Source organism: Paraburkholderia sp. J11-2, from assembly GCF_905220185.1.
Classification (GTDB): domain Bacteria; phylum Pseudomonadota; class Gammaproteobacteria; order Burkholderiales; family Burkholderiaceae; genus Paraburkholderia.
On sequence record NZ_CAJMYY010000002.1, the window covers coordinates 92658 to 117869 of the forward strand.

At 65.2% G+C, this 25212-nt stretch carries 22 protein-coding genes and 1 pseudogene; 6 read left to right on the forward strand and 17 right to left on the reverse strand.

The window, feature by feature from the left end; translation table 11 throughout:
- Positions 1–867 carry an alpha/beta hydrolase gene (locus tag U5A57_RS02700; RefSeq protein WP_415774572.1) on the reverse strand — a complete coding sequence of 289 codons (867 nt, stop codon included), beginning with the start codon at positions 865–867 and terminating at the stop codon, positions 1–3.
- A 45-nt stretch (positions 868–912) separates the two neighbouring features.
- Positions 913–2046 (reverse strand): C45 family peptidase, encoded by a 1134-nt coding sequence (locus U5A57_RS02705; RefSeq protein WP_321907967.1) that lies wholly within the window; start codon positions 2044–2046, stop codon positions 913–915.
- Between the two features lie 168 nt (positions 2047–2214).
- On the opposite strand from U5A57_RS02705, the gene U5A57_RS02710 reads away from it, so the two are divergent.
- Together U5A57_RS02710 and U5A57_RS02715 are read left to right on the forward strand one after the other, a co-directional pair.
- Positions 2215–3096, forward strand: a complete 882-nt coding sequence (locus U5A57_RS02710) for a LysR family transcriptional regulator (protein ID WP_321907969.1) — start codon at positions 2215–2217, stop codon at positions 3094–3096.
- 138 nt (positions 3097–3234) lie between these two features.
- On the forward strand, positions 3235–3672 hold the full coding sequence (locus U5A57_RS02715) for a hypothetical protein (RefSeq protein WP_321907971.1): 438 nt from the start codon (positions 3235–3237) through the stop codon (positions 3670–3672).
- Positions 3673–3677: 5 nt separating this feature from the next.
- Here U5A57_RS02715 and U5A57_RS02720 read toward each other — a convergent pair whose 3' ends face one another.
- The 3 genes from U5A57_RS02720 to U5A57_RS02730 all read right to left on the reverse strand — a co-directional run bounded on the left by U5A57_RS02720 (position 3678) and on the right by U5A57_RS02730 (position 8325).
- Positions 3678–5060: a sigma-54 dependent transcriptional regulator gene (locus U5A57_RS02720; RefSeq protein ID WP_321907973.1), complete on the reverse strand. Its 1383-nt coding sequence runs from the start codon at positions 5058–5060 to the stop codon at positions 3678–3680.
- Positions 5050–6924, reverse strand: coding sequence for a sensor histidine kinase (locus U5A57_RS02725; protein ID WP_321908563.1), 1875 nt, complete (start codon positions 6922–6924; stop codon positions 5050–5052). Before U5A57_RS02725 ends, U5A57_RS02720 begins: the two co-directional genes overlap by 11 nt.
- A 129-nt stretch (positions 6925–7053) precedes the next feature.
- Positions 7054–8325, reverse strand: coding sequence for a 2-hydroxycarboxylate transporter family protein (locus U5A57_RS02730; RefSeq protein WP_415764298.1), 1272 nt, complete (start codon positions 8323–8325; stop codon positions 7054–7056).
- Positions 8326–8823: 498 nt separating this feature from the next.
- On the opposite strand from U5A57_RS02730, the gene U5A57_RS02735 reads away from it, so the two are divergent.
- The gene (locus U5A57_RS02735) at positions 8824–9123 is read left to right on the forward strand and encodes a hypothetical protein (protein WP_321907975.1); all 300 of its coding nucleotides are present in this window, start codon (positions 8824–8826) and stop codon (positions 9121–9123) included.
- Between the two features lie 64 nt (positions 9124–9187).
- On the opposite strand, the gene U5A57_RS02740 is transcribed toward U5A57_RS02735, so the two are convergent.
- The 4 genes from U5A57_RS02740 to U5A57_RS02755 form a co-directional block, all read right to left on the reverse strand.
- Complete coding sequence (locus tag U5A57_RS02740) at positions 9188–10327, reverse strand: porin (RefSeq protein WP_321908567.1); 1140 nt, start codon at positions 10325–10327, stop codon at positions 9188–9190.
- 172 nt (positions 10328–10499) lie between these two features.
- Entirely contained in the window at positions 10500–11180 is a 681-nt protein-coding gene (locus U5A57_RS02745; RefSeq protein ID WP_321907978.1) for a response regulator, read from the reverse strand.
- A 19-nt stretch (positions 11181–11199) separates the two neighbouring features.
- Positions 11200–12576 carry a sensor histidine kinase gene (locus U5A57_RS02750; RefSeq protein WP_321907980.1) on the reverse strand — a complete coding sequence of 459 codons (1377 nt, stop codon included), beginning with the start codon at positions 12574–12576 and terminating at the stop codon, positions 11200–11202.
- Between the two features lie 61 nt (positions 12577–12637).
- On the reverse strand, positions 12638–13657 hold the full coding sequence (locus U5A57_RS02755; RefSeq protein ID WP_321907982.1) for an ABC transporter substrate-binding protein: 1020 nt from the start codon (positions 13655–13657) through the stop codon (positions 12638–12640).
- A gap of 1138 nt (positions 13658–14795) precedes the next feature.
- Here U5A57_RS02755 and U5A57_RS02760 point away from each other — a divergent pair.
- Positions 14796–15548 carry a hypothetical protein gene (locus U5A57_RS02760; RefSeq protein ID WP_321908568.1) on the forward strand — a complete coding sequence of 251 codons (753 nt, stop codon included), beginning with the start codon at positions 14796–14798 and terminating at the stop codon, positions 15546–15548.
- A gap of 60 nt (positions 15549–15608) precedes the next feature.
- Here the strand turns inward: U5A57_RS02760 and U5A57_RS02765 are convergent, their stop codons facing one another.
- From U5A57_RS02765 to U5A57_RS02775, 3 genes are all read right to left on the reverse strand, one after another.
- Positions 15609–16463: an AraC family transcriptional regulator gene (locus U5A57_RS02765; RefSeq protein WP_321907984.1), complete on the reverse strand. Its 855-nt coding sequence runs from the start codon at positions 16461–16463 to the stop codon at positions 15609–15611.
- A gap of 120 nt (positions 16464–16583) precedes the next feature.
- Entirely contained in the window at positions 16584–16847 is a 264-nt protein-coding gene (locus U5A57_RS02770; RefSeq protein ID WP_321907986.1) for a hypothetical protein, read from the reverse strand.
- A 22-nt stretch (positions 16848–16869) separates the two neighbouring features.
- Positions 16870–17940 (reverse strand): MBL fold metallo-hydrolase, encoded by a 1071-nt coding sequence (locus U5A57_RS02775; protein ID WP_321907988.1) that lies wholly within the window; start codon positions 17938–17940, stop codon positions 16870–16872.
- A 282-nt stretch (positions 17941–18222) separates the two neighbouring features.
- Here U5A57_RS02775 and U5A57_RS02780 point away from each other — a divergent pair, with 282 nt between their 5' ends.
- Entirely contained in the window at positions 18223–18582 is a 360-nt protein-coding gene (locus tag U5A57_RS02780) for a hypothetical protein (RefSeq protein WP_321907989.1), read from the forward strand.
- Positions 18583–18673: 91 nt separating this feature from the next.
- On the opposite strand, the gene U5A57_RS02785 is transcribed toward U5A57_RS02780, so the two are convergent.
- Positions 18674–19633, reverse strand: coding sequence for a hypothetical protein (locus tag U5A57_RS02785; RefSeq protein ID WP_415774575.1), 960 nt, complete (start codon positions 19631–19633; stop codon positions 18674–18676).
- A gap of 337 nt (positions 19634–19970) precedes the next feature.
- Positions 19971–20912: a LysR family transcriptional regulator gene (locus U5A57_RS02790; protein WP_321907992.1), complete on the reverse strand. Its 942-nt coding sequence runs from the start codon at positions 20910–20912 to the stop codon at positions 19971–19973.
- Between the two features lie 102 nt (positions 20913–21014).
- On the opposite strand from U5A57_RS02790, the pseudogene U5A57_RS02795 reads away from it, so the two are divergent.
- Positions 21015–21478 (forward strand): annotated as a pseudogene (locus U5A57_RS02795) (RidA family protein).
- A gap of 50 nt (positions 21479–21528) precedes the next feature.
- Here U5A57_RS02795 and U5A57_RS02800 read toward each other — a convergent pair.
- Genes U5A57_RS02800 through U5A57_RS02810 form a run of 3 tightly spaced genes read right to left on the reverse strand, consistent with a single transcriptional unit; the run spans position 21529 to position 25158 of the window.
- The gene (locus U5A57_RS02800; RefSeq protein WP_321907994.1) at positions 21529–22632 is read right to left on the reverse strand and encodes a nitronate monooxygenase; all 1104 of its coding nucleotides are present in this window, start codon (positions 22630–22632) and stop codon (positions 21529–21531) included.
- Positions 22633–22661: 29 nt separating this feature from the next.
- The gene (locus U5A57_RS02805) at positions 22662–23942 is read right to left on the reverse strand and encodes an MFS transporter (RefSeq protein WP_321907996.1); all 1281 of its coding nucleotides are present in this window, start codon (positions 23940–23942) and stop codon (positions 22662–22664) included.
- 7 nt (positions 23943–23949) lie between these two features.
- Positions 23950–25158, reverse strand: coding sequence for a YbfB/YjiJ family MFS transporter (locus U5A57_RS02810; protein WP_321907998.1), 1209 nt, complete (start codon positions 25156–25158; stop codon positions 23950–23952).
- Positions 25159–25212 lie beyond the last annotated feature (54 nt).

The window sequence follows — 25212 nt, forward strand, 5'->3', positions numbered from 1 at the left end:
TTAGGCTCCCGTGCGCATCGCGCGCAGACTTTGCGCGAAGAAGTCCTGGACCACCTCGACCACCTGCAGGCCGCTGTGGGCGATGTTCTCGAGTTCGTCGAAGCGTACGTCGATACCGGCCGCCTCGAACGATGCCTTGAGCGCTCTAAGGCGCTCCGGGCGCGTTCTACCCGCATCGTTGATACCCGGCAGGTACATCGGGCTGTCGTCGCGCACGGTGATTTCCCACGTTTCGAGGTCCGCGCGGCCCACCACCATCTGCACCGGCACCCGGCGCAGCGCGGCGAGATCGAAAGGCTTGCCGAAATGCCGCTCGAAGCCGCCCACGCCCAGCCACCAGTCCTTCGACGCGTCCAGCAGCGTGACGTTGCCCGGCGCGCCGATGGTAGCCGCCCACAAGCGTTCGGGGTGAACATACGCGAAACGGTTGACGAACTGGCCGCCGCCCGAGTAGCCGAACAAGGCGAACTTCTCAAAGTGCTTGCCGTAACGTTCGCCGACTTCGCTCACCATGTCGAGCAGAACTTTGTCGTAGTGGATGTCGCCTTCCACGAGGCGCTTGAAGCCGCTGCGATCGCCGTCGCCGCGCACGCCCACCGGAAAGAGCGGACAGAGCACGATGCAGCGGTTCCAGCGGCCGAAGCCCGCAAATGCATCGCGGTACTGAATGAATTGCCGGCCGGTGCCGTGCATCACGACAACCAGCTCGACGTCGTTGCCAGGCGCAATCACTTCGGGCGGCACGTAAAGCGTGTAGGGGAACCGCGCATCGTGCCGGCTCGCGTACACCGTGGTCGAGCCCAGGTCATAGAGCGCTTCGGCTTTCGCTTTGTCCACCGTAAGCGGCCTTTCTGCAACTTCGGACATCGGTCTCTCCTCCCAATTCGTTTCGGGTATGGCGTTTATCAAGCTTCAAGCCGCTTCGGCAATCGGCTCGTGCTGGAGGCTGTAGCGAGTGAAAACGCGGTTCAGCGCAGGCATCGGCGCGACGTCCATCTCGCCGCTGGCCGGTTCCATGACGATCATCGCGACCGTTGCACTCAGCGTGTGGCGCGTGCCCGGGCGCGGCGGACGGCAAACCGAATGCGGCGTGCCGAACGCGTCGAACAGCGCGGCTTTCACCGCATTGCGGTCCACCTTCGGCGCGGCGTTCAGCAACTGACGCACGCGCCAGTCGCGGTAGTAGCTGTCGGGCGAATTTTCGCAGCCGGTGTCGCGCAGCTTCGTGCGGGCGACCGGACTCATCCAGTGGTTCGCATGCACGATCAGTTGATCGTCGTTTGGCCAGATCGGAAACGCCTCATCCGGCGCGCATTCGAAATCGATGCCGAAGCCCTCGGCCATGCCCAGCATGATGTTGTTCGAGCACGACTTGGGCGTCGTGGCGATCGTGCGCATCGCGTTGGCGAAGACCGGCTCTTCGAGCACGCGGCGGCGCAGAAGCGAAAGCGGCACGCCCATCTGCGTGAAATCGCGATCCGATTCGAGGTAGTTCGCCGTGATCGACACGCCCGCCGCATTCAGGCCGCTGCGCGCGAGGCCGCCCGCTTCGACGAAGGTCAGATAGTCGGGGCCCTCGTCGTTGCGCACGCGCAGCACGATGCCGGTATCCACGCAGTCGGCTTTCCAGTCCCAGTTCTGCGCGTGGATCAGCCGCCCGTTCGCGGAACGCGAAGGCAGCACGAGCACGCCCGTGCAGCCGTCCTCGTCTTCGGCATCCGCCGGTGTCGTCTTGTCGGCGCGCGCCTTGGCCAGCACCTCGGTGCGGGCATTGATCATGACGATGTCTTCGACCGGCACGTCCGCGCCCGCCGCAATGCCGCGCATTTCGTCCAGATACGCCGGCTGGAACTCGCCGATCGCCTGTTCGAGCGAGCGGATCAGCGCCGTTTGCGACGCTTCGCTATAGCCGATATTGCGCAGCGTCTGGCCGTAGCGCGACGCGCTCAAACGAACGCGGCCGGCCACGGCGCGGCCATATTGCACCCCGCGCTCATAGGGCTTGCCGGAGACGCTGACGAACGGAAACGGCTGGATTTGCGGCATCGAATCACTCCCACGCAAGAAACGAATGAACTTGATGAAACGATTCTCGGGCGAGAGAAATAAAATAAAAAGCGTTATTTTGTTTACTGAAAGGAAAGATTTTTTTGTGCTTCGTGCGATCATGCGGGCACGGCATGACATGCCAGAAACGGCCCGAGGAGGCGAAAGATGAGCGAAATCCGGATGCTCCGGACCTTTCTGGCGATCGAGAAGCACGGCACCATGGCCGCCGCCGCCGATCGCATGGCGCTGACCCACGCGGCGGTCGGCGCGCAAATGCGCACGCTGGAACGCGTGTGCCAACGCCAGCTGTTCGACCGCAGCGGCCGCAGCATCCAGCTCAACGACGCGGGCCGCTCGATCATCGAGCAGGCGCGCACGGTGGTGGCGGCCTACGACTCGCTGCTGCGCGGCGTGGCCGACACGCACAGCATCGAAGGCACGGTCACGATCGGCTCGACCGTGTCGTCCATGGGCTTTCTCGCCGCCAACGTCATCAAGCTCAAGGTGCCGTACCCCGCGCTGAACGTGCGCCTCACCCATGGCAGCAGCCCGGAACTGGAGCGCCAGGTGCGCGCGGGCGAGATCGACGCTGCGGTGCTCATCAGCGAACCGCGCAACACCACGCTGCCGGAATCGTGGGAGTCGCTCTATGAGGAGCCACTCGTGCTGCTGGCCAATCCGGCAGTCGGTCCCGCCGACGCGTCGGCGGCCTCGCTGCTCAAGCGCTTGCCGTTCATCGGCTTCGAAGCGGCATCGCTCACAGGCAGACACGTGGCGAGCCTGCTGCGCCGTTTGCGCGTGGAGGTCAATCCGGTGCTTGAAATGAATTCGATCGCGGCTATTGCCGATCTGGTACGGCAGAACGTGGGGGTGTCGATCGTGCCGAGCCTGCGGCACGCCGCGTGGGCCGACGACCCGCAACTGTTCGTCAAGCCGATTCCCGGCACCACATGGCGCCGGCACGTGGCCTGGTACGAGTTCGGCCGCCAGCCGCGGGCAACGGCGATCGTGAAGAATCAGCTGCTTGCGGCGCTCTCGAATTCGTAAGTCTTCCTGATTGATTTCATCGCGTGGCGAAGAAAGCCGGAATGGCGGATGCGACCAGCGACCCCGTCCAACGCGATCGCAGGATTCGACGCAGCGACCAAAATCAACGAAAATACCGCGAACCTACTGGAAAGAAACATGAAACGACTGTTACTCGCCGCGCTCACCGCCGCCTCGTTCGCCACCTGCGCTCATGCACAGAGCAACGCGGCCGGCTCGTTCGCCACCCCCGCAGGCACGGTGCAATTCGTGCGCGACGACCGCGACTTCGTGGCGGTCCTCGGCAAGGACATCTTCGACCGCTTCGACGCGAAAACGCTCGCGCATTTCGACGAAGTGGGCCACGACAACAGCACGATTACGCGCATGCTCGTGCAGACCGACTTCGGCCCGGTGCTGTACGACTTTCGCCGCAATCCGCCGCTCGTGCAGCACGTGAGCGCGCGCATGACGATCAAGCGCGTGTTCTGGCAACCCGACGAAGTCGTGATGCAAGGCTCGGAGGGTTGGTTCCGGCTCAAGAACGGCGCGCTCACCAAGCTGCAATCGTCGACGACCACCTACCGCACCAACTAGACCGCTCAGGCGTCTTTTTCGTCCTTCTCCTCGCCCTGCGAGTCGCGAGCCGCGATCTTCAGCTGACGCAGCTTGTGATAAAGCGTTTTCTTCGGCATGCCAAGCTCGTCGCTCGCCTGGGCGACGTTGCCGTGATGGCGCCGCAGGGTGTTCTCGATCAGCATGCGTTCGAAGTACGCAATCTGGTCCGCAAGCGTCTCCCCTTTCGCCGTCGCCGCGCCTGCGGAAAGCAGGCTGTCGCCGGTTAGTCCAAGCACGAAGCGGTCGGCGACATTCTGCAGCTCGCGCACGTTGCCGGGCCACGCATGCGTCATGAGCTCGGACACCTGCGCGGCGGTCACGACCGGCGCCGGCGTGCCGAAGCGGCGCGCGGCCGCGAGCACGAAATGTTCGAACAGCAGCGGGACGTCTTCGCGCCGCTCGCGCAGCGGCGGCAATTCGATCTGCGCAACGTTCAGCCGGTACAGCAGGTCCGCGCGGAAGTTGCCCTCGGCGGAGACTTCGGCGAGGTCCGCCTTCGAAGCGGCGACGATGCGGCAATCCACCGGAATCAGCTCGTTCGCGCCGAGGCGCTCGACCACGCGCTCCTGCAACACGCGCAACATCTTGATCTGCAGCGGCATCGACATCGTTTCGATTTCGTCGAGAAAGAGCGTGCCGCCGTTGGCCCATTCGATCTTGCCCACGCGCTTCTTGATCGCGCCCGTGAACGCGCCCGCCTCGTGCCCGAACAGCTCGCTTTCGAACACCTGCTCGGGCAAGCCGCCGCAGTTCAGCGCCACGAAATGCGCGTCGCGCCGCGCGCTGAAGTCGTGCAGGCTGCGTGCGATCAGTTCCTTGCCGGTGCCCGTTTCGCCGGTAATCAGCACCGACACGGACGTATCGGCGAGGCGCAGAATTTTCTTGCGGACTTCCGCCATGGCAGGCGACTTGCCGAGCACGAGCGCCTCGATCCCCTGCCAGTTGTGCAATGACGCGCGCAGCCCCTCGACTTCGAGTGTGAGCCGCCGTTTCTCGACCGCGCGGGCCACGCGGCCTGCGATCACGTCGGACGAGAACGGCTTTTCGATGAAGTCGTAGGCGCCCACGCGCATCGCGCTGACCGCCGTCGAAATGTCCGCGTGCCCGCTGATCAGCAACACCGGAATTTGCGGGTCAATCGCCATCACATGGTCGAGCAGCTGCAACCCGTCGATGCCTGGCATGCGCACGTCCGAGACGATCACGATCGGGGCGCCCGGGGCGATGTCGGCATAGGCATCGGCCGCCGACGCATACGCGCTCACTGGAAAGCCCGCGAGCGCCACCGCCTGCTCGACGCCGATGCGCACGTTCTCGTCATCCTCGACGACCAGCACGCGAATCTCATTTGCCCTGTCATCTGCCATGTTCTGTCCTTTGCGGCTCCGCGGCCGCGAATTCGATCGTGAAGCGGGCCCCGCCTTCGTCGCGATTCGTGGCCGTAATTTTCGCGCCAAAGCCTTCGACTATGCGCGACGTGATCGCGAGCCCCAGCCCGAGGCCTTGCCCGCGCGGCTTGGTCGTCACGAACGGCTCGAACAGGTGCGCCAGCACTTCCGGCGCGATGCCGGGGCCGCTATCGTCGATCGTAAAGCGCACGCGGCCCTGTGCGTCGGGCTCGCTCGCTTGCATCGCGATCACACGCTGGCTCGCGTCGCGCACCGCGTCGAGCGCGTTGCCAAGCAGGTTCACGATCACCTGCTGCAACTGGCTCGACTCCGCGTACACGGTGGTGCCCGGCGCGATCCGCACGTCGAGCTGAACCGCTTCGTCGCGAATGCGCGACTCGTAGATGAGCCTTGCATGCGCCACCGCTTCGCCTAGCGACACCGCTACACGCTCCACGTCCGGCTTGCGCGCGAACGCCTTCAGCTCGCTCGTGAGCACCGCCATGCTGTCCACGAGACGCCCGACGCGCTCGAGATTGGCGATCGCCTGCGCGGGTTGATTGCGTTCGAAGAAGGTGCGCGCATTGTCGCAGAGCGTGCGGATCGCGACGAGCGGCTGATTCAGCTCATGCGTGAGCGCGGCCGCCATCTGGCCGATCACGGCGAGCTTGCCGGCATGCACGACTTCCTGCTGTGTAGCACGCAGGCGCTGCTCGGTGCGTTCGCGCTCGGCGATCTCACGCTGCATCTGCGCATTGGCCTGAGTGAGCGCGGCGGTGCGCTGCGCGACGGTCGTTTCCAGCTGGTCGTTCGCGCGCCGCAAGGCTTCTTGCGCCTTGAGCTTTTCCACGATCACGCGGCGGCGCTGCACCGCATAGAGCGCATAGAGCGCGGCAATCACAAACAAGCCCGTCACGAACGCGAACGCAAGCCGCTGCTGCCGTCGCGCGCCCGCCGTGTCGAGCAGCACCATGATCGTGTCCTGGCCTTGCGGCGCGGGGCGCGACATCACGAGAAAGCGTGCGGTGCGGCCCGCGCGGCGCAGGTCGGGGAAGAGGCCGATCCACGCGTTGTCGTTCCAGTCGCCAACGCGCCGGTATTGCAGCGCCTCGACAATGCGGCCCGCGTATTGCCGCGACGCCTGAATGTCGCGCTGCTGCGGCTCGGTCATCGCCCGCATGGCGGTGAATTTCCATTCGGGCTGGGTCGAGATCACGATCACGCCGTTGCTGTCGACGACGACGGCCGCTTCGCCAGGCGTGCGCCATGCCGATTCGAGCGCGTCGACGCTGACCTTCACGGCCGCAGCTCCAATTGCCGCATTGCCAACATTGCCATCGTGAATCGCATTCGCGAAGTACAGCCCCGGCACGCCGGTGTTCGTGCCAATGCCGAAGAAGCGGCCGCGGCCCTGCGCGAGCGCGTCCTTGAAGTACGGGCGATACGACACGTTGGTGCCGACGAAGCTGACCGGCTGGTTCCAGTTGCTCGCGGCGATCACGGTGCCGTGCGCGTCGATCACGTCTACGGCGCCGCTGCCGACATCGTTGTTGACCGCTTCGAGGTAGGCATTGACTGCGGGCAACATGCCGCGCGCTTCATCGGGCGATGCCTTGAGCAACGCGCGCACGCTGTCCTGGCGCGCCACGAGCGCGGGGACCATCTCGAAGCGTCCCAGCTCGCTTTTCAGGCTCGCGGCGTAGAGATCGAGGCGATGCTCGCCCACGTCGGCGAGCGCGTCGATCGCGCGGTTCCATGCGAACTCCACCGCGGCGGCGGCCGCGCCGACATACAGCACGGCCGCCGCCGCCCATCCCCACCATGGAATGCCCTTGTAACGCATCTGCACGTTCACCCTCGTCGATTGGCTGCCGCCAGACGGCGGGTTCAGCGAACACCGCGCGCCGATTGGACCAGCGACGCTATCGCGAAGGCGCGTGCGAGGCTCGCACGCAGGGCGCACAGCGGCGCGTCATGCGCCGAAATGCGCGAGCAGGATGAGCGTCACCGTCACGACGATGGCGCCGCCAATACGCGTGGCGATCTGCGCGAACGGCATGAGCTGCATGCGGTTCGCGGCGGTGAGGATCGCCACGTCGCCGGTGCCGCCCTGGCCGCTGTGGCACGCGTTCACGATTGCGGTGTCGATAGGGTACATCTTCATCAGGCGGCCCACCACGAAGCCCGTGCCCATGAGCGTGACCACGGTCGCGGCAATCGTCACGACGTTGACGAGCGTGAACGCGGCCATGAGCTTGTCCCACGGCGTCATTGCCACGCCGATGGCGAACAGCAGCGGGTACGTAACCGCCGTCGAGAAGAACTTGTAGACGACGAACGCGCCTTCCTGCAGCGGCGGCGAAACCGCGCGCGCGAGCTTTACGAGCACGGCGAGGAACAGCATGGCCACCGGCGCGGGCAAACCGAACAGCTTGTTCGCCATCAGGCCGATGAGGTACAGCGTGATCGCCGTGATACCGGCCGCAGCGATGTGGCTCACGTCCACATGCCCGCGAATTTCGTCGTTCGACGACGACGCCAGTTCATCGGTTGCGCCGACTTGCAGGCGGCCGTTGCCGGTGAGATGCGGCATGCGCCGGCCCAGCATGTCGAGCATGCCCGAGAGGATGATGGCGATGAGGCTGCCGAGCATCACGGGCGGCAGCACCTGTGCGAACAGATCGCCTTGCGCCACATGCATGATTTCCGAGTAGCCCACCGAAAGCGGAATCGCGCCTTCGCCCACGCCGCCCGCCATGATCGGCACGACGATATACAGCAGCGTATGTTTGACGCCGAGGCCGAGCGCAGCACCCACCGCCGTGCCCACGATAGTCGCCGCAACCGTGCCGGCCGCGAGCGGAATGAAGATCTTCAGGAAGCCCTGGATCAGCACGCGCCGGTCCATGCTCAGAATGCTGCCGACGATGATCGAAGCGATGAAGAGATACAGGAAATTGGTCTGCTTCGTGAACTCGACCGTGAGGTGCTGCACGGGCTGGGGCAGCACGTGGTAGTACACGAGCGCCGAAGGCACGAAGGTCGCGAGAATCGCCGCCGCGCCGATATTGCGCAGGAGCGGCAGGCGCTTGCCGAGTTCGGCGCACGTGAAGCCGCAGAATGCGAGCACGGCGATGGCCATCGAGATTTCGCCGGGCACCTTGCCGGTCACCGCGAAGCCAGCGATGAGCGCAAACAGGATCACGTAGATCGGCAGCGGAATGATGCCGATGCGGATTTCCATCAGCTTCCACCAGCCTTCGGGCCAGAAGCGGGTTGGAGTCGTGGAGGATGATTCGGGGACCGACTGGCTCACTTGCGAGGCGGTGGATGCGGATGCGCTGTTCTGCACGGGATGTCTCCTTCGTTTTCGCGACCGGACTGCGTCGCGTCTCCGGTGCTTGTTTAATAACGGGTGCGGACTATCGAGGAATAGGCCGCCGGGCGTCTATATAGCAGTAGCCGTGCCAGCGCGTTTCATCCTGCCGCGCCAACCATAACTTGTTGATTTTTTTATTATTTTCAAGAAACGCTTCCACTCCCGTCATCCTATCGCTCCGAAATTTCAGAATCGGCCCGAGCCGCAGGCTGAAATCTCGGCCTGCCTGCCGACCGCTTGCATCCGTCGCCAATAACAACGGCCCGACCCTTGAGCCCATCGCAAGAATCATTTTCAGAATTTGTTCTGGTACAGCACCGAACGTTGGCCGAAGATGAATCACCGCAACTTGAGGAGCGAGCCATGAAGATCGTCTTGCCAGGATGCGCCGCTGTTTGCGCCGCGGTGCTGTGGAGTACCGGCGCGCTGGCCGCGCCACCGGGTTCCGCTTACCAGACGCCGGTGCAGTTATCGAGCGGAAGAAACCTGCTTTGCAGCGTGAACGAATCACAGCCTGCCGGCGAAACCGCGGTGCTCACGCGCCGCGAGCAAGTGGAGGCCGATGTCCTCGCCACGCAGCGCTTGCGGCTCGTGAGCGGACCGGAGTCGCCTTATCCCTCTGCCTATACGGCGCCGAGCGTGGCCTGCGTGAACGCAGGTTGATGCCGCAACAAGACAACGGGCTCGATTCGCCTGACGAATCGAGCCCGTTTGTTTTGAACGCGGATCAGAAGCGCGTACGCACGCCCGTCGTCACTTCGACCTGATTGGTCGCCCCGAAGGTCGTGCCAACCGTGTAGCCGCCGTGCAGCTTCATGTAGTCGCCCGCCAGGTACACTTCGGTGCGCTTCGAGAGGTGATAGAAGACCGAGCCGTAGAGCGTTTCCTTGAAGCCGTTGTGCAGCCCGCTCGCAGGATCGAATGCGCCTACGTTGGCGTTCGGAATATCGCCATCGACGTTGTACGCAGCGTTGTGCGTGCGCATTTGCTGATAGCCCAGTTCGTAGTCGAACGCGCCCTTCGGCACGAGCTTGAACGACACCGTCCACGCGTTGTCCTGACGCTGCCCGAGCGCACCCTGATTGCCCCAGTAGCGGAAATAGCCCGCATTGGCGCGCACGATGCCGATCGTGTAGTTGCCGCCCACCGAGAACGCCTGGTTCGTGTTGCCGTTGTTGTTCACATGGTTGTAGAACGTCGAGGCCGTCCAGGTCGGCGCGTTGTAGCCGAGCGCGAACTGATAGTTTGCGTTATTGCCAAAGCTCGTTGAATTGCCGAACGCGTAGCCCGCTGCCGCGTAGATCCCGTTGTCGAACACCTTCTTCCATGCGACGCCATTGTTATAACGGGTGCCCGTTGCGCTCGCAGCGTAGAAAATCATCTGCTTGAAGTTGTTCGCGTTGGTCCAGCCGCCCTCTTCCGTCGTGAGCTTCGCGTTGCCGTACGGGTCGCCGTAAATGGCCGCGGCGTCGCGCGCAATGGTGTTCTGGAAGCCCGCGGTGATCTTGCCGAAGCGGTCGTCCTCCAGGCCCACCCACGCGTCGCGGTCGAAGATCTGGCCAGGGTCTTCCATCTGGCCGTCGCTCACGCGGTATTCGCTTTCGAGCCGGAAGATCACCTTCGTGCCGCCGCCAATGTCTTCAGCGCCCTTCAAGCCCCAGCGGCTGCCGCTGAACCACGGTTCACCGGCAATGCCCATGCCGATCACGTGATTGCCGTTGGCGTCGGCATGCGACTGATACGTGGGAACGCTCAGGTCGATAAGACCATAGAGTTGAACGCTCGACTGCGCGTGTGCGCCGCTCGCCGCCAGTGCGCCAACCGTCACGGTGAATGCAAGGTGCCTTCTCTTCAAGATCGTCTCCAGGGGTGCTGTGTTGAAGTTTTCATGGACCCGCTGGCATCACTCACCGGTTGCGGCGAGCCGTGTGAATCAGCGGGTGAGACGAATAGTAGAGAGGTGAATCCTTCGCGATTCTTTCACGACCGCTTGGTAATACTAAGTAAAATCACTAATACCGGTAGAGAAGCGGACCTGTTCACGCCGGCATGGGCTCCTTCGCGCGAAGGATGTAGCCAAGGCCGCGCAGCGTGGTGATTTGCACGCTCGACTCCGCGAGATGTTTGCGCAGCCTGTGAATGTAGATGTCGATCGCGTCCACACTCGGGTCGTCGCTCAGGCTGCAGATGCGCTCGAGCAGCGCATGCTTGGGCACGGCCTTGCCCTGGCGCAGCATCAGTGCTTCGAGTATGGAATGCTCGCGCCTGCGTAGCGTGAGCGGCGCGTCCTTGTGACGGAATTCGCGCGTGTCGCAAACGTACCGCAGGTCGCCGCAGGTGAGCCAGCCCGACTTCTCGCCCGTCTGCCGCCGTATCAGCGCCTTGATGCGCGCCACCAGTTCGCGGCTGTCGAACGGCTTGACCACGTAATCGTCGGCGCCGGCGCCGAAACACGCCACCTTGTCGTCGATCGAGCCATGGGCGGTCAGCATGAGCACGGGCACGTTATTGCGCCTGCGCCGCAAGCGGTTGAGCACGTCCTTGCCGCTCAGGCGCGGCAGGCGCATGTCGAGAAGCACGAGATCGTAGCTCTGCGTAAGCAGCACGGAATCCGCGGCCTCTCCGTCGACCACGCAGTCCACCGTGAAATTCTCGGCGCGCAACAGGTTGACGATCCAGTGCGCGAGTTCGGCATTGTCTTCTACGAGCAGCAGCTTCATGGTCCTTCCTCACTTCCTCTCATCCGGGCCACACAGGCAAGCGCACCGTCGCAACAAGACCCACGCGCGCGGCCCCCGCGGCCACGCTCACCGAGCCGCCGTGCGAGCGCGCGACCTGGTGCACGATGGCAAGACCGAGGCCTGTGCCTTCAGTATCCGCCGCCACGCGATAGAAGCGCTCGAACACATGCGCGCGCGCCTCGGCGGGAATACCTGGGCCGTTGTCCACCACCTGCAGCATGACCTCGCTGCCTTCGCTGCGGCAGATGGCAGTCACGCGGCCGCCGGGCTGCGTATAGCGTATGGCGTTGTCGATCAGGTTCGACACGAGCGATGCAAGCAGGCCCGTGTTGCCCGCCACGTGCACGTCGTCGGCAAGTTCCGCGCCGAGATCGATGCCGCGCCGCTCGGCGGCCTGAACCATCTCCTCGAGCACCGAAGACACGACCTCAGTGAAATCGACGCGTGTCTGGCTGCGCGACGACTGCGCCATCGACTCTGCCTGCGCGAGCAGAAGTAGTTGATTCGTCAACTCCGCCATTTTCTGGCTGGTGCGGCGCACGCCTTTGAGCGCGTCGTAAAGCGCGGGATCGCGCGCGTCGCATTGACTCGCGAATTGCGTTTGCGTGGTGAGCAGCGTGAGCGGGGTGCGCAACTGGTGCGCCGCGTCGGCAATGAACTGGCGCTGCATGGCGGCGTGCACCTTGAGCCGCGCGATGCACTGGTTGATCGCTTCGACGATGGGCCTCAGTTCCGAAGGCAGATGGTCCGGGCGGATCGGCTCCAGTTGCACGGGCTCGCGGTCGGCCACGTCGTCCTTGAGCTTCATGAGCGGCCGCAGTTCGAGCGTGAGCCCGAGCGGCACGAGCAGCGCGACGAGCGCGAGCATGAGCCACTGGCGTGCAAGCTGCGGCCTCCACAAGGCGCTGATCATCGCTTCGCGCGACGCGCTCGTCTTGCCGACGATCACCACGACGCGTTCGGCGCGGCCCGAGTCGTAGAGCATGCGCTCGTAGGCCACGGCGCGAATCGGCATACCCGCGTACGCGGTGTCGTAGAACACTGGGGCGTTGGCGGTATCCGCGCGCGGCAGCGGCAAGTCCGGCGCGCCGCCCAGCAGGCGGCCATTGCCGGCCAGCACCTTGTAGAAAACGTGGTCCTGCCACGGCGATTCGAACAGCTCCAGCGCCGCAGGCGGAATCGACGCGCGGAGGGAACCGTTGTCCCAGTCGACGTCTTCGATGATCGTACGCGCCGAGTTCAGCAGCGAATGGTCCTGCACGAGATCCGCGGTCTGACGTGCGGCGTCATACGACACACCGCTCGTCACGACGACAAATACGGCAAGCGGCACCAGCAGCCACAACAGCAATCGCGCACGCAGGCTATGCACCATGTCACGCTCTCTCAGGTATGAAGCCGCGAGACGGCGCGCGCAAAACGGCGCTCGACGTGCTTCATTTCGCGCTGACGAATTCGTTCGTATACGTGCCGGACAAATCCACGTGCTTCCCCTTGACCGAAGGATTGAAACTCGAAAGCACCTTCAGCACGGTCGCCGGACCGTCGGCCGGCATCTTTCCGTCTGCGGTGTACATCGGCAGCGAGGCCTTGAGTGCGCTGACATACAGCGCCTTGTCCTTTTGATAATCGGCGGGCATTTGCGCGGCGATTTCCTCGGCGCTATGCGTGTGAATGAACTGCATGGTGCGCACGAACGCGTGCGCGAGCTTCGCCGCCTGCGCCTTGTGCGACTCGGCCCACGCGTTCTGCACGTAAAGGCTCGCGGCGGGATAGGTGCCGCCGAGCGCGGCGCGCGTGCCTTCCACCGAGCGCATGTCCACGAGCACCTTCGCGTCGCCGGCTTTCTGCAGCGCCGAAACGGTCGGCTCGGTCGTCATGCCCGCGTCGATGCGCCCTTGCTTGATGGCGGCAATGAAACTCGCGTCCGCACCCACCGGCAACATGGTGTATGCGCTGGACGCGACGCCGTGCTGGCTCGCGAGATACTGCGTGAGAAAGCTGGTCGAGGAGCCCAGGCCCGTCACGCCCAGCGTTTTGCCTTTGACGTCGCCCATGGACTTGATGGTGTCGGCCGCTTTAGACGACACCATCTCCACTTCGCCCGGCACCTGACCGAACACGACGATCGCCTTGACGTCCTTACCTTTGGTCTGCAAGTCGATGGTGTGATCGTAGAAGCCCACAACGCCCTGCACTGCGCCCGCGAGCAGTTCGTTCTCGGCATCCACGCCCGCGGGTTGCGAGAGCAACTCGACATTCAGCCCTTCGTCCCTGAAATAACCCAGTTGCTCGGTGAGGCGCGCGGGCAGGTAAATGAGCTTCGTAATTCCGCCCACCATGATGGTGATCTTGTCGCCGGCATCGTCGGCGGCATGAGCGCCGTGAAGCGCCATGGCAAACAGCAGGCCGCCAGCGAGTGCGACTTGACGCAGCGCGCCAAAACTGGGTTGCATTGAGTGTCTCCGTCAGAATGGGCCGGCGGCGCAAGGCTGGCCGCCTCGATCGTTTCGGGGATTTTAGTGATCCAAACCCTTCCCGAAGCTTTCGCGGGTCGCGCCGATTTATACGGGATTTCCATGAGCGGAGGCGTTATTTATACTTTTTATTGTTCTGAATAAAAATAGCTTTTATTCAGCGTGAATCGCTCGCCAATTCGATGCGTCGTGGCGATGGAATCTGCTACTGGACCGAAGTCGAACGCCAGCGGCAGCATCGCTATGACTGACTTCTACAGGATTACTTATTGATTCACGGCACGGAACGCATCGACGTTCCGTGTTCATTCAGCAGGAGCCCGCTCCAGCCGTTACCTTCGATCGAGCGGCTATCCGGCCACCCGAAGCGCCGGTCAAATAGCGCGCTGAACGGCCCGTGCAGAGTCCGTAATGTCCTGCCCGAAACCGGCAATCGTATTGCAGCCCGCCAAGGCGGCCAGTACGCCAACCATCGATACCACCACCAGAAGCCGTCCCATCATTTTTACTACCCCGTAAGCTCATTTTTAGATTGATGCGCGTGCGGCGGCGCATAGCGCGAACCCACCGCGCATAGCGTCTTTGCATCCGCTGGAATGGCGTATTCTGCCTGTGGTCGGTCCGCGTGTGCAAATTGCCCCCGCTGCGGCCTGGAGGTTCTTGCGCCAATCGATGCACGCGCAACGTGTGCAGCTTACTGAGCCTGATGAATGGGCTCCGGGCGAGAACAGTCCAAAAACACGCTCATCGAACGGCAACGCTAGAATTCACGACAATCCTGCCATCGCCCCAATGTGGCGCAACCATGACCAAGCCATCGAGGACTGCCTTATTTTCCGCAGCCCGCATGTGGGACTGGAAGCCGGTGGCAGCGCTATGCGCAGCCGCGCCCGGGCAGGTCGAAGCAAGCGAGCCGAACGGCGCGAGAGTGTTGCACTTGCGAGGGAACGCAAGCCGCCCGCGGGTATCATTGAAAGGATGGCGTCGATGCAGCGCAAACTGCGCAAACGTCGGCTTTGATCCGCGAGCGCGAGGTCGATTCGACGACCTGGGACGACTCGCCATGCCTGAAGCAGAACCACGCACCGGCAACGCACCACAAGGGACCCTTTCGCCAATGCGCATATTCGGAATCAGCCTCTACGTCATCATCGCCCTGCTCTTTGCAGTGCATGCCATCCGCAACCAGCAGAACATGTACTGGCTGCTGATCCTGTTTCTTTTCCCTGGCCTTGGCAGCCTCGTCTACTTCTTCGTGATTTATTTGCCGAGCCTGCGCCAGTCGCGCGGGGCGAGGGCGACTGGCCGGGCCATCTCGCAACTGGTCGATCCCAACCGCGCGGTGCGCGAGGCGCGCACGGACTTCGACCGCGCGCCGACCGTCGCGCACCGTATGCGGCTGGGCGCGGCGCTGCTCGACGCGGGCAATGCCGTCGAAGCGCTGGAGCATTACGAGGCGGCGGCAACCGGGCCGTTCGCCTCCGATCCCGCCCTGCTCGAAGGCCTCGCGCGCGCACAGTTTGCAAACGGCAATGCCGCTGCCACGCAAGAGACGCTCGAAAAGCTGTTCGCCGTGCAGCCTGTCGCCCGCCAGCAGCCGGACCCCACTTTGCTGTATGCACGGGCGCTCGCCGCCAATGGCGCAGCGGGCACGCGCGCCGCGTTCGAAGCCGCGCTTGCGTGCGCAAGCGACGCCGCTCCGCGTTGCCTCTTCGCCGACTGGCTGGCCAAGCAGCCAAGCGACGCCGACCGCCAGCGCGCACGCGAGCTTTACGCCGATATCGTGCACGACGCAAAGCACTGGCCGCGCCATGCCCGCGAACACAATAGCGAATGGCTGCAACGGGCCCAGGCCGGGTTGAGCCGCTAGCGCAGCCGCAGACCTTTCCCGCGAGGCGCGGCCATGCGAAACGCCAATCGCGGAATTCGCCTAGTCGCGCCTCTCCTCGCACATGCGCCGGTAGGTGGCCGGCGTCATCCGGTACGCGCGGCGAAACCAGCGTCCCAAATGGCTCTGGTCCGCGAAGCCGACTTCCGCGGCAACCTGGGCCGGCGTGCGCCCCGCCGCCAGCAGTCTGCGAGCGGCGCGCAGACGCAAGCGCACCAGGTAAGCATGGGGCGACGTTCCGAACTCGCGCTGGAACAGGCGCGTCAAACGAAACCGGTCGATGCCCGAGCTATCGACGAGTTCGTCGAGCCCGATGTTCGCGGCCATGTGCTCGTGCAGCAGGTCACGCACGCGAGCCAATGCGGGCGGCGCCGGGGCCGCTGCTGCGGTCGTATCGACCAGATGGCCGCCCAGGTGCTCCAGCAAGCGGTCGAGCGCCTCGTCGCGCGCGAGCCGGCCTTCCTCGCCGTATAGCGCGAGAAAGGCGCGGCGGATTGCGTCGGTCAGGCGCGGGTCGTCAACGAGCGTCTGGCCGAAAGCGGCCTCCACGGCGCCCAGACCCGCAATGTTCAGCCTGCGCGCCGCACGTTCGACCCACGGCTGCGGCAGATACAACATCGCGTAGGTGAAGCCGCCCGGTTCGGGCGCGTGGCCGTCGTGCAGCGCGCCCGGCTCGATCAGGATCGCGCGGCCCGGCACGCTCGTGTGCAGCGACCGGTGACACTGAAAACGCTGCACCCCCTGCTCCGTATAGCCGATCAGCATGTCGTCGTGATCGTGGGGGTCGTAGGCGTGACCGCTGAAATGCGCGCGCAAACTCTCGATACCTGTTTGCGCGTCGCGCCGCGCGACGAGCCAGTGATCGTTCCGGCCCTCAGTCACCGTCGCGTTCGTCATGGCCAGCGTCGCTCCTCATTCCCGGTTCCTTGCCCAAGGGCACGAGTGTACGCCAGCCCTGCGCGAAGCACGCCGCGCGCTCGCGGCGTTACCGGGTTCCCGGCGCCCGCTCGGCCTGGTTCAGTCGTCGAACTCGCCGGCCTGCAGCGCTTCGTCGAAATCCGTGATCCACGGGGCGAAGTGGTCGGTGTCGTAGGTGGCCGTCTTGCCATTGGCGATCCGTGTGACGGATACCTGCCGCATCGCCGCGCGCTCGCCCCCCGCAGGGCTTTTCTCGTTGTCCGAGATGCGGAACTCGCGCAGTTCGAGCCCCCGGCTGGCGAGCACAGCCTTCACGTCTTCCTGTTCGTCCCAGGAAAACTCGGCGAAGTCGTGGGCTGTCATGTTCGTCTCCTCCAGGGCGTCATCACGGACTGCACGGCGCGACGGGCAGTCCCTCGGCCTTCCAGCGCAACATGCCGCCGGCGAGATTGGCCACCTTGCCGAAGCCCGCCTTCGTGAGCAATACGCTTGCCTGCGCGGAGCGCACGCCGGAGCGGCACACGGCCACGACCGGCCGGTCGCGATCGAGCTCGTCGATGCGGGCCATCAGTTGCGAAAGCGGCACGAGCTTCGCATCGGGCAGATGGCCGAGCTGGTCGATGAACTCGGGCGGCTCGCGCACATCGACGATCTGCATGGCCGCCACATGCTCCAGCAACGCCATGGGCTCGATTTCCCACACGCCGCTAAAACGCAGCGTGAGCGGGGCCCAGTCGGGCGTTTCCTGGATCGGCGCCTCGCCCTCGGGCTTGCCGCAGCGCAGGTTGGCGGGCACCGCGACGGCCATCTGCTTGGGGTGCGGCAAATTCAGGTTGTGCATGTAGCCCGCGAAGTCGCCGAGATCGACGTCGCCGCCCAGGCGCGGATTGAAGCGCCGCTCTTCGGCCACGCTCGTGACCGTGATGCCGCGATAGTCGTGCGCCGGGTAAAGCAGGCAGTCGCCGGGCAGCGTGAGAATCTGCTCGCGCACGGAAGCGAACAGCTGCTCCGCGCTCCCGCCCTGAAAATCGGTGCGGCCGCAGCCGCGAATCAACAGGCTGTCGCCGGTGAAGGCCATGCTTGCGTCGTCGAGCACGTAGGTCAGGCAGCCGCTGGTGTGGCCGGGCGTGGCGCGCACCTCCAGATACCGCTTGCCGAAAGCGATGCGGTCGCCATGCCGCAGCGGGCGGCTCACGCCCTCGGCGCCGACCGTTTCGGCAAGCGCGATCTGGCTGCCGCTGCGCTCGCGCAGGCGCCACGCGCCGGTCACATGGTCGGCGTGCACATGGGTGTCGAGCGTCGCCTGCAGACGCAGGCCCAGTTCCTGCAGCAGCGCGAGGTCGCGCGGCACCTGCTCGTAGACAGGGTCGATCAGCAGCGCCTCGCCGCTTTCGGGGTCGCCGAGCAGGTAGGTATAGGTAGACGATACCGGGTCGAAAAGCTGGCGAAAGATCATCGCGGCTCTCTGTAATGGCAAACGCGTGGTGCGCTTTGCAGTATGCCGCATCCGCCTTCGGCCCGGTGGCTCGACGTGCGCGATAGGCCCGCGTTTATCCGCCGTTTGTTCGCTGTGTGTTCGGCACCGAACGTAGGGCGCGCGGCGGCCATTTCACCTGCCCTCGAGAAAATGGATGTCACGCGCCGCGGAGCGCTTCCCAACGACGAACCGAAAATGGAAGAAAGCCCGCCGTCAGCCGTTTATCACGTATCCCAGCGGGTTTTTACAAGGACTGAAATCATGACCAGAATCTTGTTGTGCGCCGTGGTTTGCTTTCTACCCATTGCGGTGTTCGCGGAACCGCCGAAAGTGGCCAACGGCATGGTCGTCGACGACGACGGCATGACGCTCTATACGTTCGACAAGGACACCGAGCAGGGCAAAAGCGCGTGCGCCGGCGCATGCGCAACCATGTGGCCAGCCGCGCTCGCCGACCCTTACGACAAGGCCAGCGGCGACTGGGGGTTGATCGCTTCCGCAGACGGGAAGCATCAATGGACCTACAAGGGCCACCCCCTCTATCGCTACTCGAAAGACACACACGCTGGACAGATGACCGGCGACGGCTTCAAAGACATGTGGCACGTCGTGAAGCCCTGATATTCTTTCGGCACACTAAGCAATTTCCACCACCTGCCCCGCTCCAGCGCTTCGGAGCGGGGCATGGGTCATCACGTTGCGCGCTTGTTGATCAGTTGCCGGTACGCAGCGTCCAGACCGTCGTCGTGTTGGTGGCGTCGTCTACGGCGGCAAACTGCGAGTGATGCTGGCTGTCCATGCCAAATGCCAGCCCGAATGCAGAACCCGCCGCGGGATCGACCGACATCTGAGCGACGAATTGCCCGTCCACCGTGAACTCGACGATTTCGCTAGGCTGTTTCGGGTCGGCGTTCACGGCGTCGCCGTTGGCCGTGACCAGATGCCCGTTGGGTGCGAGTGCAAGGGCAAGCGGTCCATGCAGATGGGTGTTGTCCTGATAGATCATCCGCCCCATTCCGCCGCTATGGCTCGCGAGCGCCGCGCCGTAAATGGCGAACACCGCGTTGTCGCCGGTCGAGGCGACATAGAGCACGTCGCGCAGGCCGTCGTAGGCGAGCCCCGTGGGGCCGACAACCAGCGCCGCCGGATCGGTCCGATGCAGGTAGCCCGAGGCGACGATCGTCGAGGTCGGCAACTCGGTCACGCCGTTCTCGCCGATCAGGAGGTCGATTCTCGCGACGGTGCCGTTCAGCACGTCCGAGACGAATACCTTCACGAATGGCCCGCCGTCGATCACCGTGAGGTCCCAGGGGCCGTCGAGCAGGCGCGCATCTTTCAGTTCCTTGACGAGCCGGCCTTGCGGATTGATGACGAGCAGCGAGCCCGGCGCGATGACGTTCTTGCCGTCGGCGGTCGGCACGTTGCCCACCAGCACGAAGCCGCTTCTCAGCACGGCGAGCGCCGTTGTGAGACCGAGGTTGTGCCCCGCGAAGAAGGTCACGGGCTGGCTATTGGGAACGATCTTCACGATCGTCGTGCCGGTGCCTTGCAGATTCGATTGCGCATTGAAGTTGGACACCACCACGTCGCCGGGTTTGAGCGGACTCCACGACGGCACGCCGGCCGGTACGAATGCAATGCCGTACGGATTGACGTCGCCATTGGTCGGCACAGTCGATGAAGTCGCAAACGCCGGCGGCAGGATCGCTTGCTGGGCGTCCACGCTAACCGCGCCGAGTGAAAGGGCGAGGAGCCCGGCGCCCAACGCCAGGTGACGCAGTCGCGGCACGAACGCCGTGCGGTTCCTGCCGATGTATGAACGACATGCAGACAACGAGCGAGAAGCTTTCATCTGACACCTCCTTCTCGCGGGGACGGGCCGCCAATGCCATGACGACTCGCGCGGCCGGTGAACCCACCATGCTTCGCGCGCCCCGCGTCTTGCATAAACGCAGCAGCGGCGGGGCTATTCCCTGGCAAGCAATGAATTCAGGCCGTCGCCCGAGCCCTCATGTTGCACGCTTCGCACGCGGCGCAGGCGCCGCCAGTTGCTCCACCAGAAAATCCACAAAGGCCCGCACGCGCGACGTCAAATAACGCGCGTGCGGATACAGCAGAATGAAAGGCCGGGTACGCCCGCCCTCCTCGCGCAGCACCTCAACGAGCCTGCCTTCGCGCAGGTCGTCCGCCACCACGAAGCGATACGTCTGAAAGAGCCCCGCCCCCGCACGCGCGAGCGTCACGCCCGCGAGCGCGTCGCCGGAGGTTCCGTAACTTCCGCTCGTCACCACATCGCCATCTTCATTGGCATTGCCGTCGAACGTCCAGACAACATGGCGCCCGCTACTTGGCAGTTCGAACTGTATGCATTCGTGCTTCTGCAGATCGGCCACGGTCTTCGGTGTACCCGCACGCTTCAGATAAGCGGGCGTGGCCACCACCACCATCTCCGCGTCTTCCAGCTTGCGCGCGACCAGGTTGGAATCGGCAGGCGCACGCCCGCGAATCGCCAGGTCGAAGCCTTCGTCGGCGAAGTCGATGTTGCGGTTGCTCAGGTGCGTGTCGACCTGCACCTGCGGATAGCGTTCGCGAAACGCCGGCAAAAGCGGCAGCACGCGATAGTGCCCGTAGGGCGTGGGCATGCTGATGCGCAGCACGCCGGCCGGCGTGGTCTGCTCGCCCGTGACCTCGCGCTCGGCGTCGACGAGTTGCGACAGCGCCTCGCGGCACTGCTCGAAGTAGCGTCGCCCCGCATCGGTCAGGCGGATCTGGCGCGTCGTGCGCACGAACAGGCGCACGCCAAGCCGCTCTTCGAGCCGCGCGACGGACCGGCTCACCGCAGCGGGCGTGACGCTCGCCGCATTGGCCGCCAGCGTGAAGCTGCCCAGTTCCGCCGCCTGGCAGAACAGCTCGATGCTGCCCAGCAGCAGATCGTCGAATTTGCGTTGCATGCCCGTTTTCTCCTGCCTGCTCCGATTCGCGCCCGCTGTTTTCGCTCTATTCTGAAGGCGCCAACATGAGGCGAATGCTCACCACCACTCAAGGAGAACATCGTGTCCGTCGAACAGAAACTTGCCGATCTCGGTCTCGCCCTGCCCGCCGCGCCGCAGCCGCTTGGCAACTACACGGCCGCTTCCCGGCGGGCAATCTGCTCTTCATCTCCGGCCAGGGGCCGCTCGCCGACGGCAAGCTGCGCTGGACCGGACGCGTGGGCGCGGAGTTGACGCTCGAACAAGGCCGCGAGGCCGCGCAGCTCACCGCCTTGAACGTGCTCGCGCAAATCAAGCGCCACCTGGGCGGCTTCGAGCGTCTGCATCACGTCGTGCGTATGGAAGGCCACGTGAGCAGCGCCGAAGGCTTTCTCGATCAGCCTGCCGTGCTCGACGCCGCATCGGACCTCTTCGCAGCCGCGCTCGGCGAGAAGGCCGGACATGCGCGCTCGGCGTTCTCGCATTCGCAACTGCCGCTGAACTTGCCCGTCGAACTCGTGGTGATCGCGCAGATCGTGCCCGCCTGAGCGCGTCTTTTGCGGCGGGCGGCGAAACGTTGGCGGCAGTCAGACCCGGCTCAACCCCACACGGACTGCAAGCGCGCGATGCTTTCGCGCGTCTCGCGCTCCAGTTGCGCCACGAGTTCCGCCGCCGGCAACGCGCGCGCGAGCGGCGCGGCCTGGCCCGCCCATTGCGCGCCATAGCCGGATTCGCCCTTGGCCTTCGCAGCCGCGATCAGGGATTTGCCCGCGTCGTAGGCGATCGGGTAGGACGGAATGCGCGGCGCCTTCGGGTCCTCGCCAAGCGCGGTGAACCGGTTGACGATGCTGCGCGCAAGGCGCCCCGAAATCGCCGAGGTGAAGGTGGTATGCCGCGCCGCGTCGCCAAGCAAGGCCGCGCGATAACCCTCGTCGGCCGCGCTCTCCGGGCAGGCCACGAACGCGGTGCCCAGTTGCGCCGCCTGCGCGCCGAGCGCCAGCGCGGCGGCAATGCCCGCGCCGTCCATGATGCCGCCCGCCGCGATCACGGGTACGTCGAACTCGCTCACGAGCAGGCGCGTGAGCGCGAACGTGCCAAGGCCGTCGTCGCGGGCATTCTGATCGAACACGCCGCGATGGCCGCCCGCCTCCACGCCCTGCGCGACGATGGCATCCACGCCCGCCTCCACGGCTGCGGCCGCTTCGTCGAGACTCGTTGCGCTCGCAAACAAACGGATGCCCGCGTGTTTAAGTTCGGCGATCACCGCATCGGGCGGCAGGCCGAAATGAAAGCTCACCACCGCGGGTTTTTCTTCGAGCAGCATGCGCTGCATGGCCTGATCCGCGACGAAGCTCGTGTAGATCTCCGAAAGCGATTGCGGCGGCGTGGCGCCGTATTGCTCGAACACCGGCGCGAGCCAGTCCAGCCACGCGCGCTCGACCGCCGCATCGGGCGTGGCCGGGCGATGGCAGAACACGTTGACGTTGAACGGCTTGGCCGTCAGTTCGCGCGTCTGGCGAATGGCGTTGCGCGCGTTCTCCGCGCTCATCGCGGCCACGCCCAGCGAGCCGAGCGCACCCGCGTTCGACACGGCGGCGGCCAGCGCGGGCGTGGTGGTGCCCGCCATGGGCGCCTGAATGATCGGCTTTTGAATGCCGAGCGAGCGCAGCAACGCGCGTTCGTCCACTTGAGTGCTGCTCATGTTGCGTTACCTCCGGATGCTTGCGATTTTCAAGCGTGAGCGCGGCGCTGCGCCCAGTGCGCGAGTCCACCGCATGCGACCAGCAGCGCGCCGGTCACGAAGAACACGGCGTGCAGGCCGAATTGAACGCCGATCACGCCGCCGATCACCGGGCCCACCACCTGGCCGCTGAATTGGGCCGATTGCAGATAGCCGAGCATGCGCCCCGTTTTGCTTTCGTCTACCGATTGCCGCGCGAGCTTGCCGATGGAAGGCAAGAGCCCCGCGAGCGTCATGCCCATCACCACGCGCAGGCCCGCGAGCTGCCACCAGTGCGTGACGAACGCTTGCGGCACCATGGCGAGCCCCGTGAGCACGAGGCACGCGACGATCACGCGCCAGCTCCCGAAGCGGTCGGCGAGCGCGCCAAGGCGCGCCGCCGTAAGCATGCTGCCAAGCGCCGAGCATGCCATGACCACGCCCGCCACGCGCGCGAGATGCGCCGCGCCCACGCCCAGACTGCCGATAAAAACCGTGATGACGGGTTCGATCGACATGTTGGCGAGCAGCACCATCATCGCGGTCACGAGCAGCGCGGCTACGACCGCGTAATCGGGGCGGCGCGCGCTACTGCCTGAACCCGCTGCTACATGGCGCGCGTGTGGCTTCGCGTCGCTTTCTGGATGAAACTCTTCCTTCACCACGAAGATGGTCAGGAGCGCCGCCACGGCGATCATCGCGCCGCCGGCGAAAAAGGTGCCGCGAATGCCGATCCAGCCAGGCAGCACGCCGCCCACCAGCGGCCCGACGAGATTGCCCGCCAGCGCGCCCGTGGAAAGGATGCCGAGGGCCCAGCCCGCGCGCTCGCGCGGCGCCTGGGTGCCGACCATCACGGTGGAAGCCGACGCATAGCCCCCCACGAGACCGGCGATCAGACGCAGCGCGACGAGCTCGTACACATTGTGCGCCACGCCGATCAACGACATCACCACGGCCATGCCGATCGCCGCGCGCACGAGCATGGGCTTGCGGCCATAGCGGTCGGCGAGACGCCCCCAGATCGGCGCGGTAAGCGCCGTGCCGAGGAAGGTCGCGCCGAATGCCACGCCCGACCACTGGATCACGGCGGACTGCGAGCTCACGCCGAGCTGCCGCACGTAAAGCGGCAGGAACGGCAGCAGCATGCTCAGGCTCACGAGCGTCGTGAACGAGCCGATCACGCACACGACGAGATTGCGCTGCCAGTACGGCGCATTGCGCTCCACATAGCCGCGCGGCGCAGGCGTGGCCTGCCGCAGCGCAGCGGCGGGGGAAGATGCGGTGGTATTCACCTGGCCCTCACTTGGCGCGCAGCGCGGAGCAGAGATCGACAAAGAGCGCGAGCACGAGAGCCGCAGCGCCGATGGCGAACAACACGAGGTAGTTGCCGCCGCTCGACGAGAACACGAACGACAGCCCGTAGGCGGCGGCCGCCTGCATCACGGCAAAGCTCGTCGTGGCGCGGCTCCACGCGCTTTTCACGGCGGACGGATGATGCGAGAGCAGCTCGTTCACGCGGCCGAGCACCAGCGGCACGATGGCCGGTGTAAAGGCGCCCACCAGCACGGCGGAGACCATGAGCCCCTGCGCGCCGAACATGCCAAACGCCGGAATGGCGACCGCGACGGCCTGCAGCAGATACGCCGCGCGCAATGCCGGCGCGAAGCCCGAGCGGTCGGCGAGATGTCCCGCCGCGAGCGGGCCGACGATCGCGCCGATGCCGTACAGCACCCAGAATTCGGCGCCTGCATCGACGCCGCGACCGAGACCGCGCGCCACGTAGTCGACGAGGAAGATCATGTGCGGCACGAGCCCCACGGCGTTCAGCCCGTATTCGACGTAGAGCGCGCGCAGCTTCGCGCGGGGGTAGGCCCTGGCGTGTTCGAAGCGTGAAGGCGTATGAGCGGGCGCGCTCGCGCCGTGCTCGGGCCAGCCGTTCCACGCCACGGCCGTGAGCAGCGCCGAGACGACGGCGAGCCCGAGCCACGTGGCGCTCAGGCCCTGGCGCAGCAGGATCGGCACGATCGTGCCCGAGGCCGCAATGCCGAGCCCGATGCCCGTGAAGATGCCGCCGCTCGCAAAGCCCCTGCGCGCCGCAGGAACGTGCGCAAGGATCGTGGGCGCGGCGAGCACCATGAGCGCGCCGCCCGACAGGCCCGAGGCGAAGCGCCAGGCGAAGAACCAGAGGAACGAAACGGGCACCGCGCAGGCGGCGAAGGCGAGCGTCGCGAGCAGCATCATCGCGCGCAGCACGGTGGCGGGCCTCGCGGCGCGAGCCATTGCGCCCGCGAGCAGCGCACCGGCCAGATAGCCGCCCAGGTTCGCGGCGCCGAGGTAGGCGGCGGTCGAGGCGGGGAACCAGTGCGCGCCGATGATGGCGGGCAACAGCGGCGTGTAGGCGAAACGTGCAAGGCCAATGCCGATGAGGCTGGCGCTGGCCCCGGCGAGCGTGCCGCGCCACACGTTGTAGGCGGCAGGCGTGGACGGATTCGAAACGGCTTGATGCATGACGACTCCCGGCAAGCGAGGCAATGAAGCACCTGCTGAAGATGGGAGTCAGTC

Bases quoted from the DNA above. Each gene is read 5' to 3' on its own strand.
- U5A57_RS02770 (WP_321907986.1), bottom strand. From the start codon at position 16,847: ATGACAGCCCACGACTTCGCCGAGTTTTCCTGGGACGAACAGGAAGAC.
- U5A57_RS02780 (WP_321907989.1), top strand. From the start codon at position 18,223: ATGACCAGAATCTTGTTGTGCGCCGTGGTTTGCTTTCTACCCATTGCG.
- U5A57_RS02710 (WP_321907969.1), top strand. From the start codon at position 2,215: ATGAGCGAAATCCGGATGCTCCGGACCTTTCTGGCGATCGAGAAGCAC.
- U5A57_RS02760 (WP_321908568.1), top strand. From the start codon at position 14,796: ATGCGCATATTCGGAATCAGCCTCTACGTCATCATCGCCCTGCTCTTT.
- U5A57_RS02700 (WP_415774572.1), bottom strand. From the start codon at position 867: ATGTCCGAAGTTGCAGAAAGGCCGCTTACGGTGGACAAAGCGAAAGCC.
- U5A57_RS02725 (WP_321908563.1), bottom strand. From the start codon at position 6,924: ATGCGTTACAAGGGCATTCCATGGTGGGGATGGGCGGCGGCGGCCGTG.
- U5A57_RS02810 (WP_321907998.1), bottom strand. From the start codon at position 25,158: ATGCATCAAGCCGTTTCGAATCCGTCCACGCCTGCCGCCTACAACGTG.
- U5A57_RS02750 (WP_321907980.1), bottom strand. From the start codon at position 12,576: ATGGTGCATAGCCTGCGTGCGCGATTGCTGTTGTGGCTGCTGGTGCCG.
- U5A57_RS02765 (WP_321907984.1), bottom strand. From the start codon at position 16,463: ATGACGAACGCGACGGTGACTGAGGGCCGGAACGATCACTGGCTCGTC.
- U5A57_RS02745 (WP_321907978.1), bottom strand. From the start codon at position 11,180: ATGAAGCTGCTGCTCGTAGAAGACAATGCCGAACTCGCGCACTGGATC.
- U5A57_RS02705 (WP_321907967.1), bottom strand. From the start codon at position 2,046: ATGCCGCAAATCCAGCCGTTTCCGTTCGTCAGCGTCTCCGGCAAGCCC.
- U5A57_RS02735 (WP_321907975.1), top strand. From the start codon at position 8,824: ATGAAGATCGTCTTGCCAGGATGCGCCGCTGTTTGCGCCGCGGTGCTG.
- U5A57_RS02790 (WP_321907992.1), bottom strand. From the start codon at position 20,912: ATGCAACGCAAATTCGACGATCTGCTGCTGGGCAGCATCGAGCTGTTC.
- U5A57_RS02755 (WP_321907982.1), bottom strand. From the start codon at position 13,657: ATGCAACCCAGTTTTGGCGCGCTGCGTCAAGTCGCACTCGCTGGCGGC.
- U5A57_RS02775 (WP_321907988.1), bottom strand. From the start codon at position 17,940: ATGATCTTTCGCCAGCTTTTCGACCCGGTATCGTCTACCTATACCTAC.
- U5A57_RS02800 (WP_321907994.1), bottom strand. From the start codon at position 22,632: ATGAGCAGCACTCAAGTGGACGAACGCGCGTTGCTGCGCTCGCTCGGC.
- U5A57_RS02730 (WP_415764298.1), bottom strand. From the start codon at position 8,325: ATGGAAATCCGCATCGGCATCATTCCGCTGCCGATCTACGTGATCCTG.
- U5A57_RS02720 (WP_321907973.1), bottom strand. From the start codon at position 5,060: ATGGCAGATGACAGGGCAAATGAGATTCGCGTGCTGGTCGTCGAGGAT.
- U5A57_RS02715 (WP_321907971.1), top strand. From the start codon at position 3,235: ATGAAACGACTGTTACTCGCCGCGCTCACCGCCGCCTCGTTCGCCACC.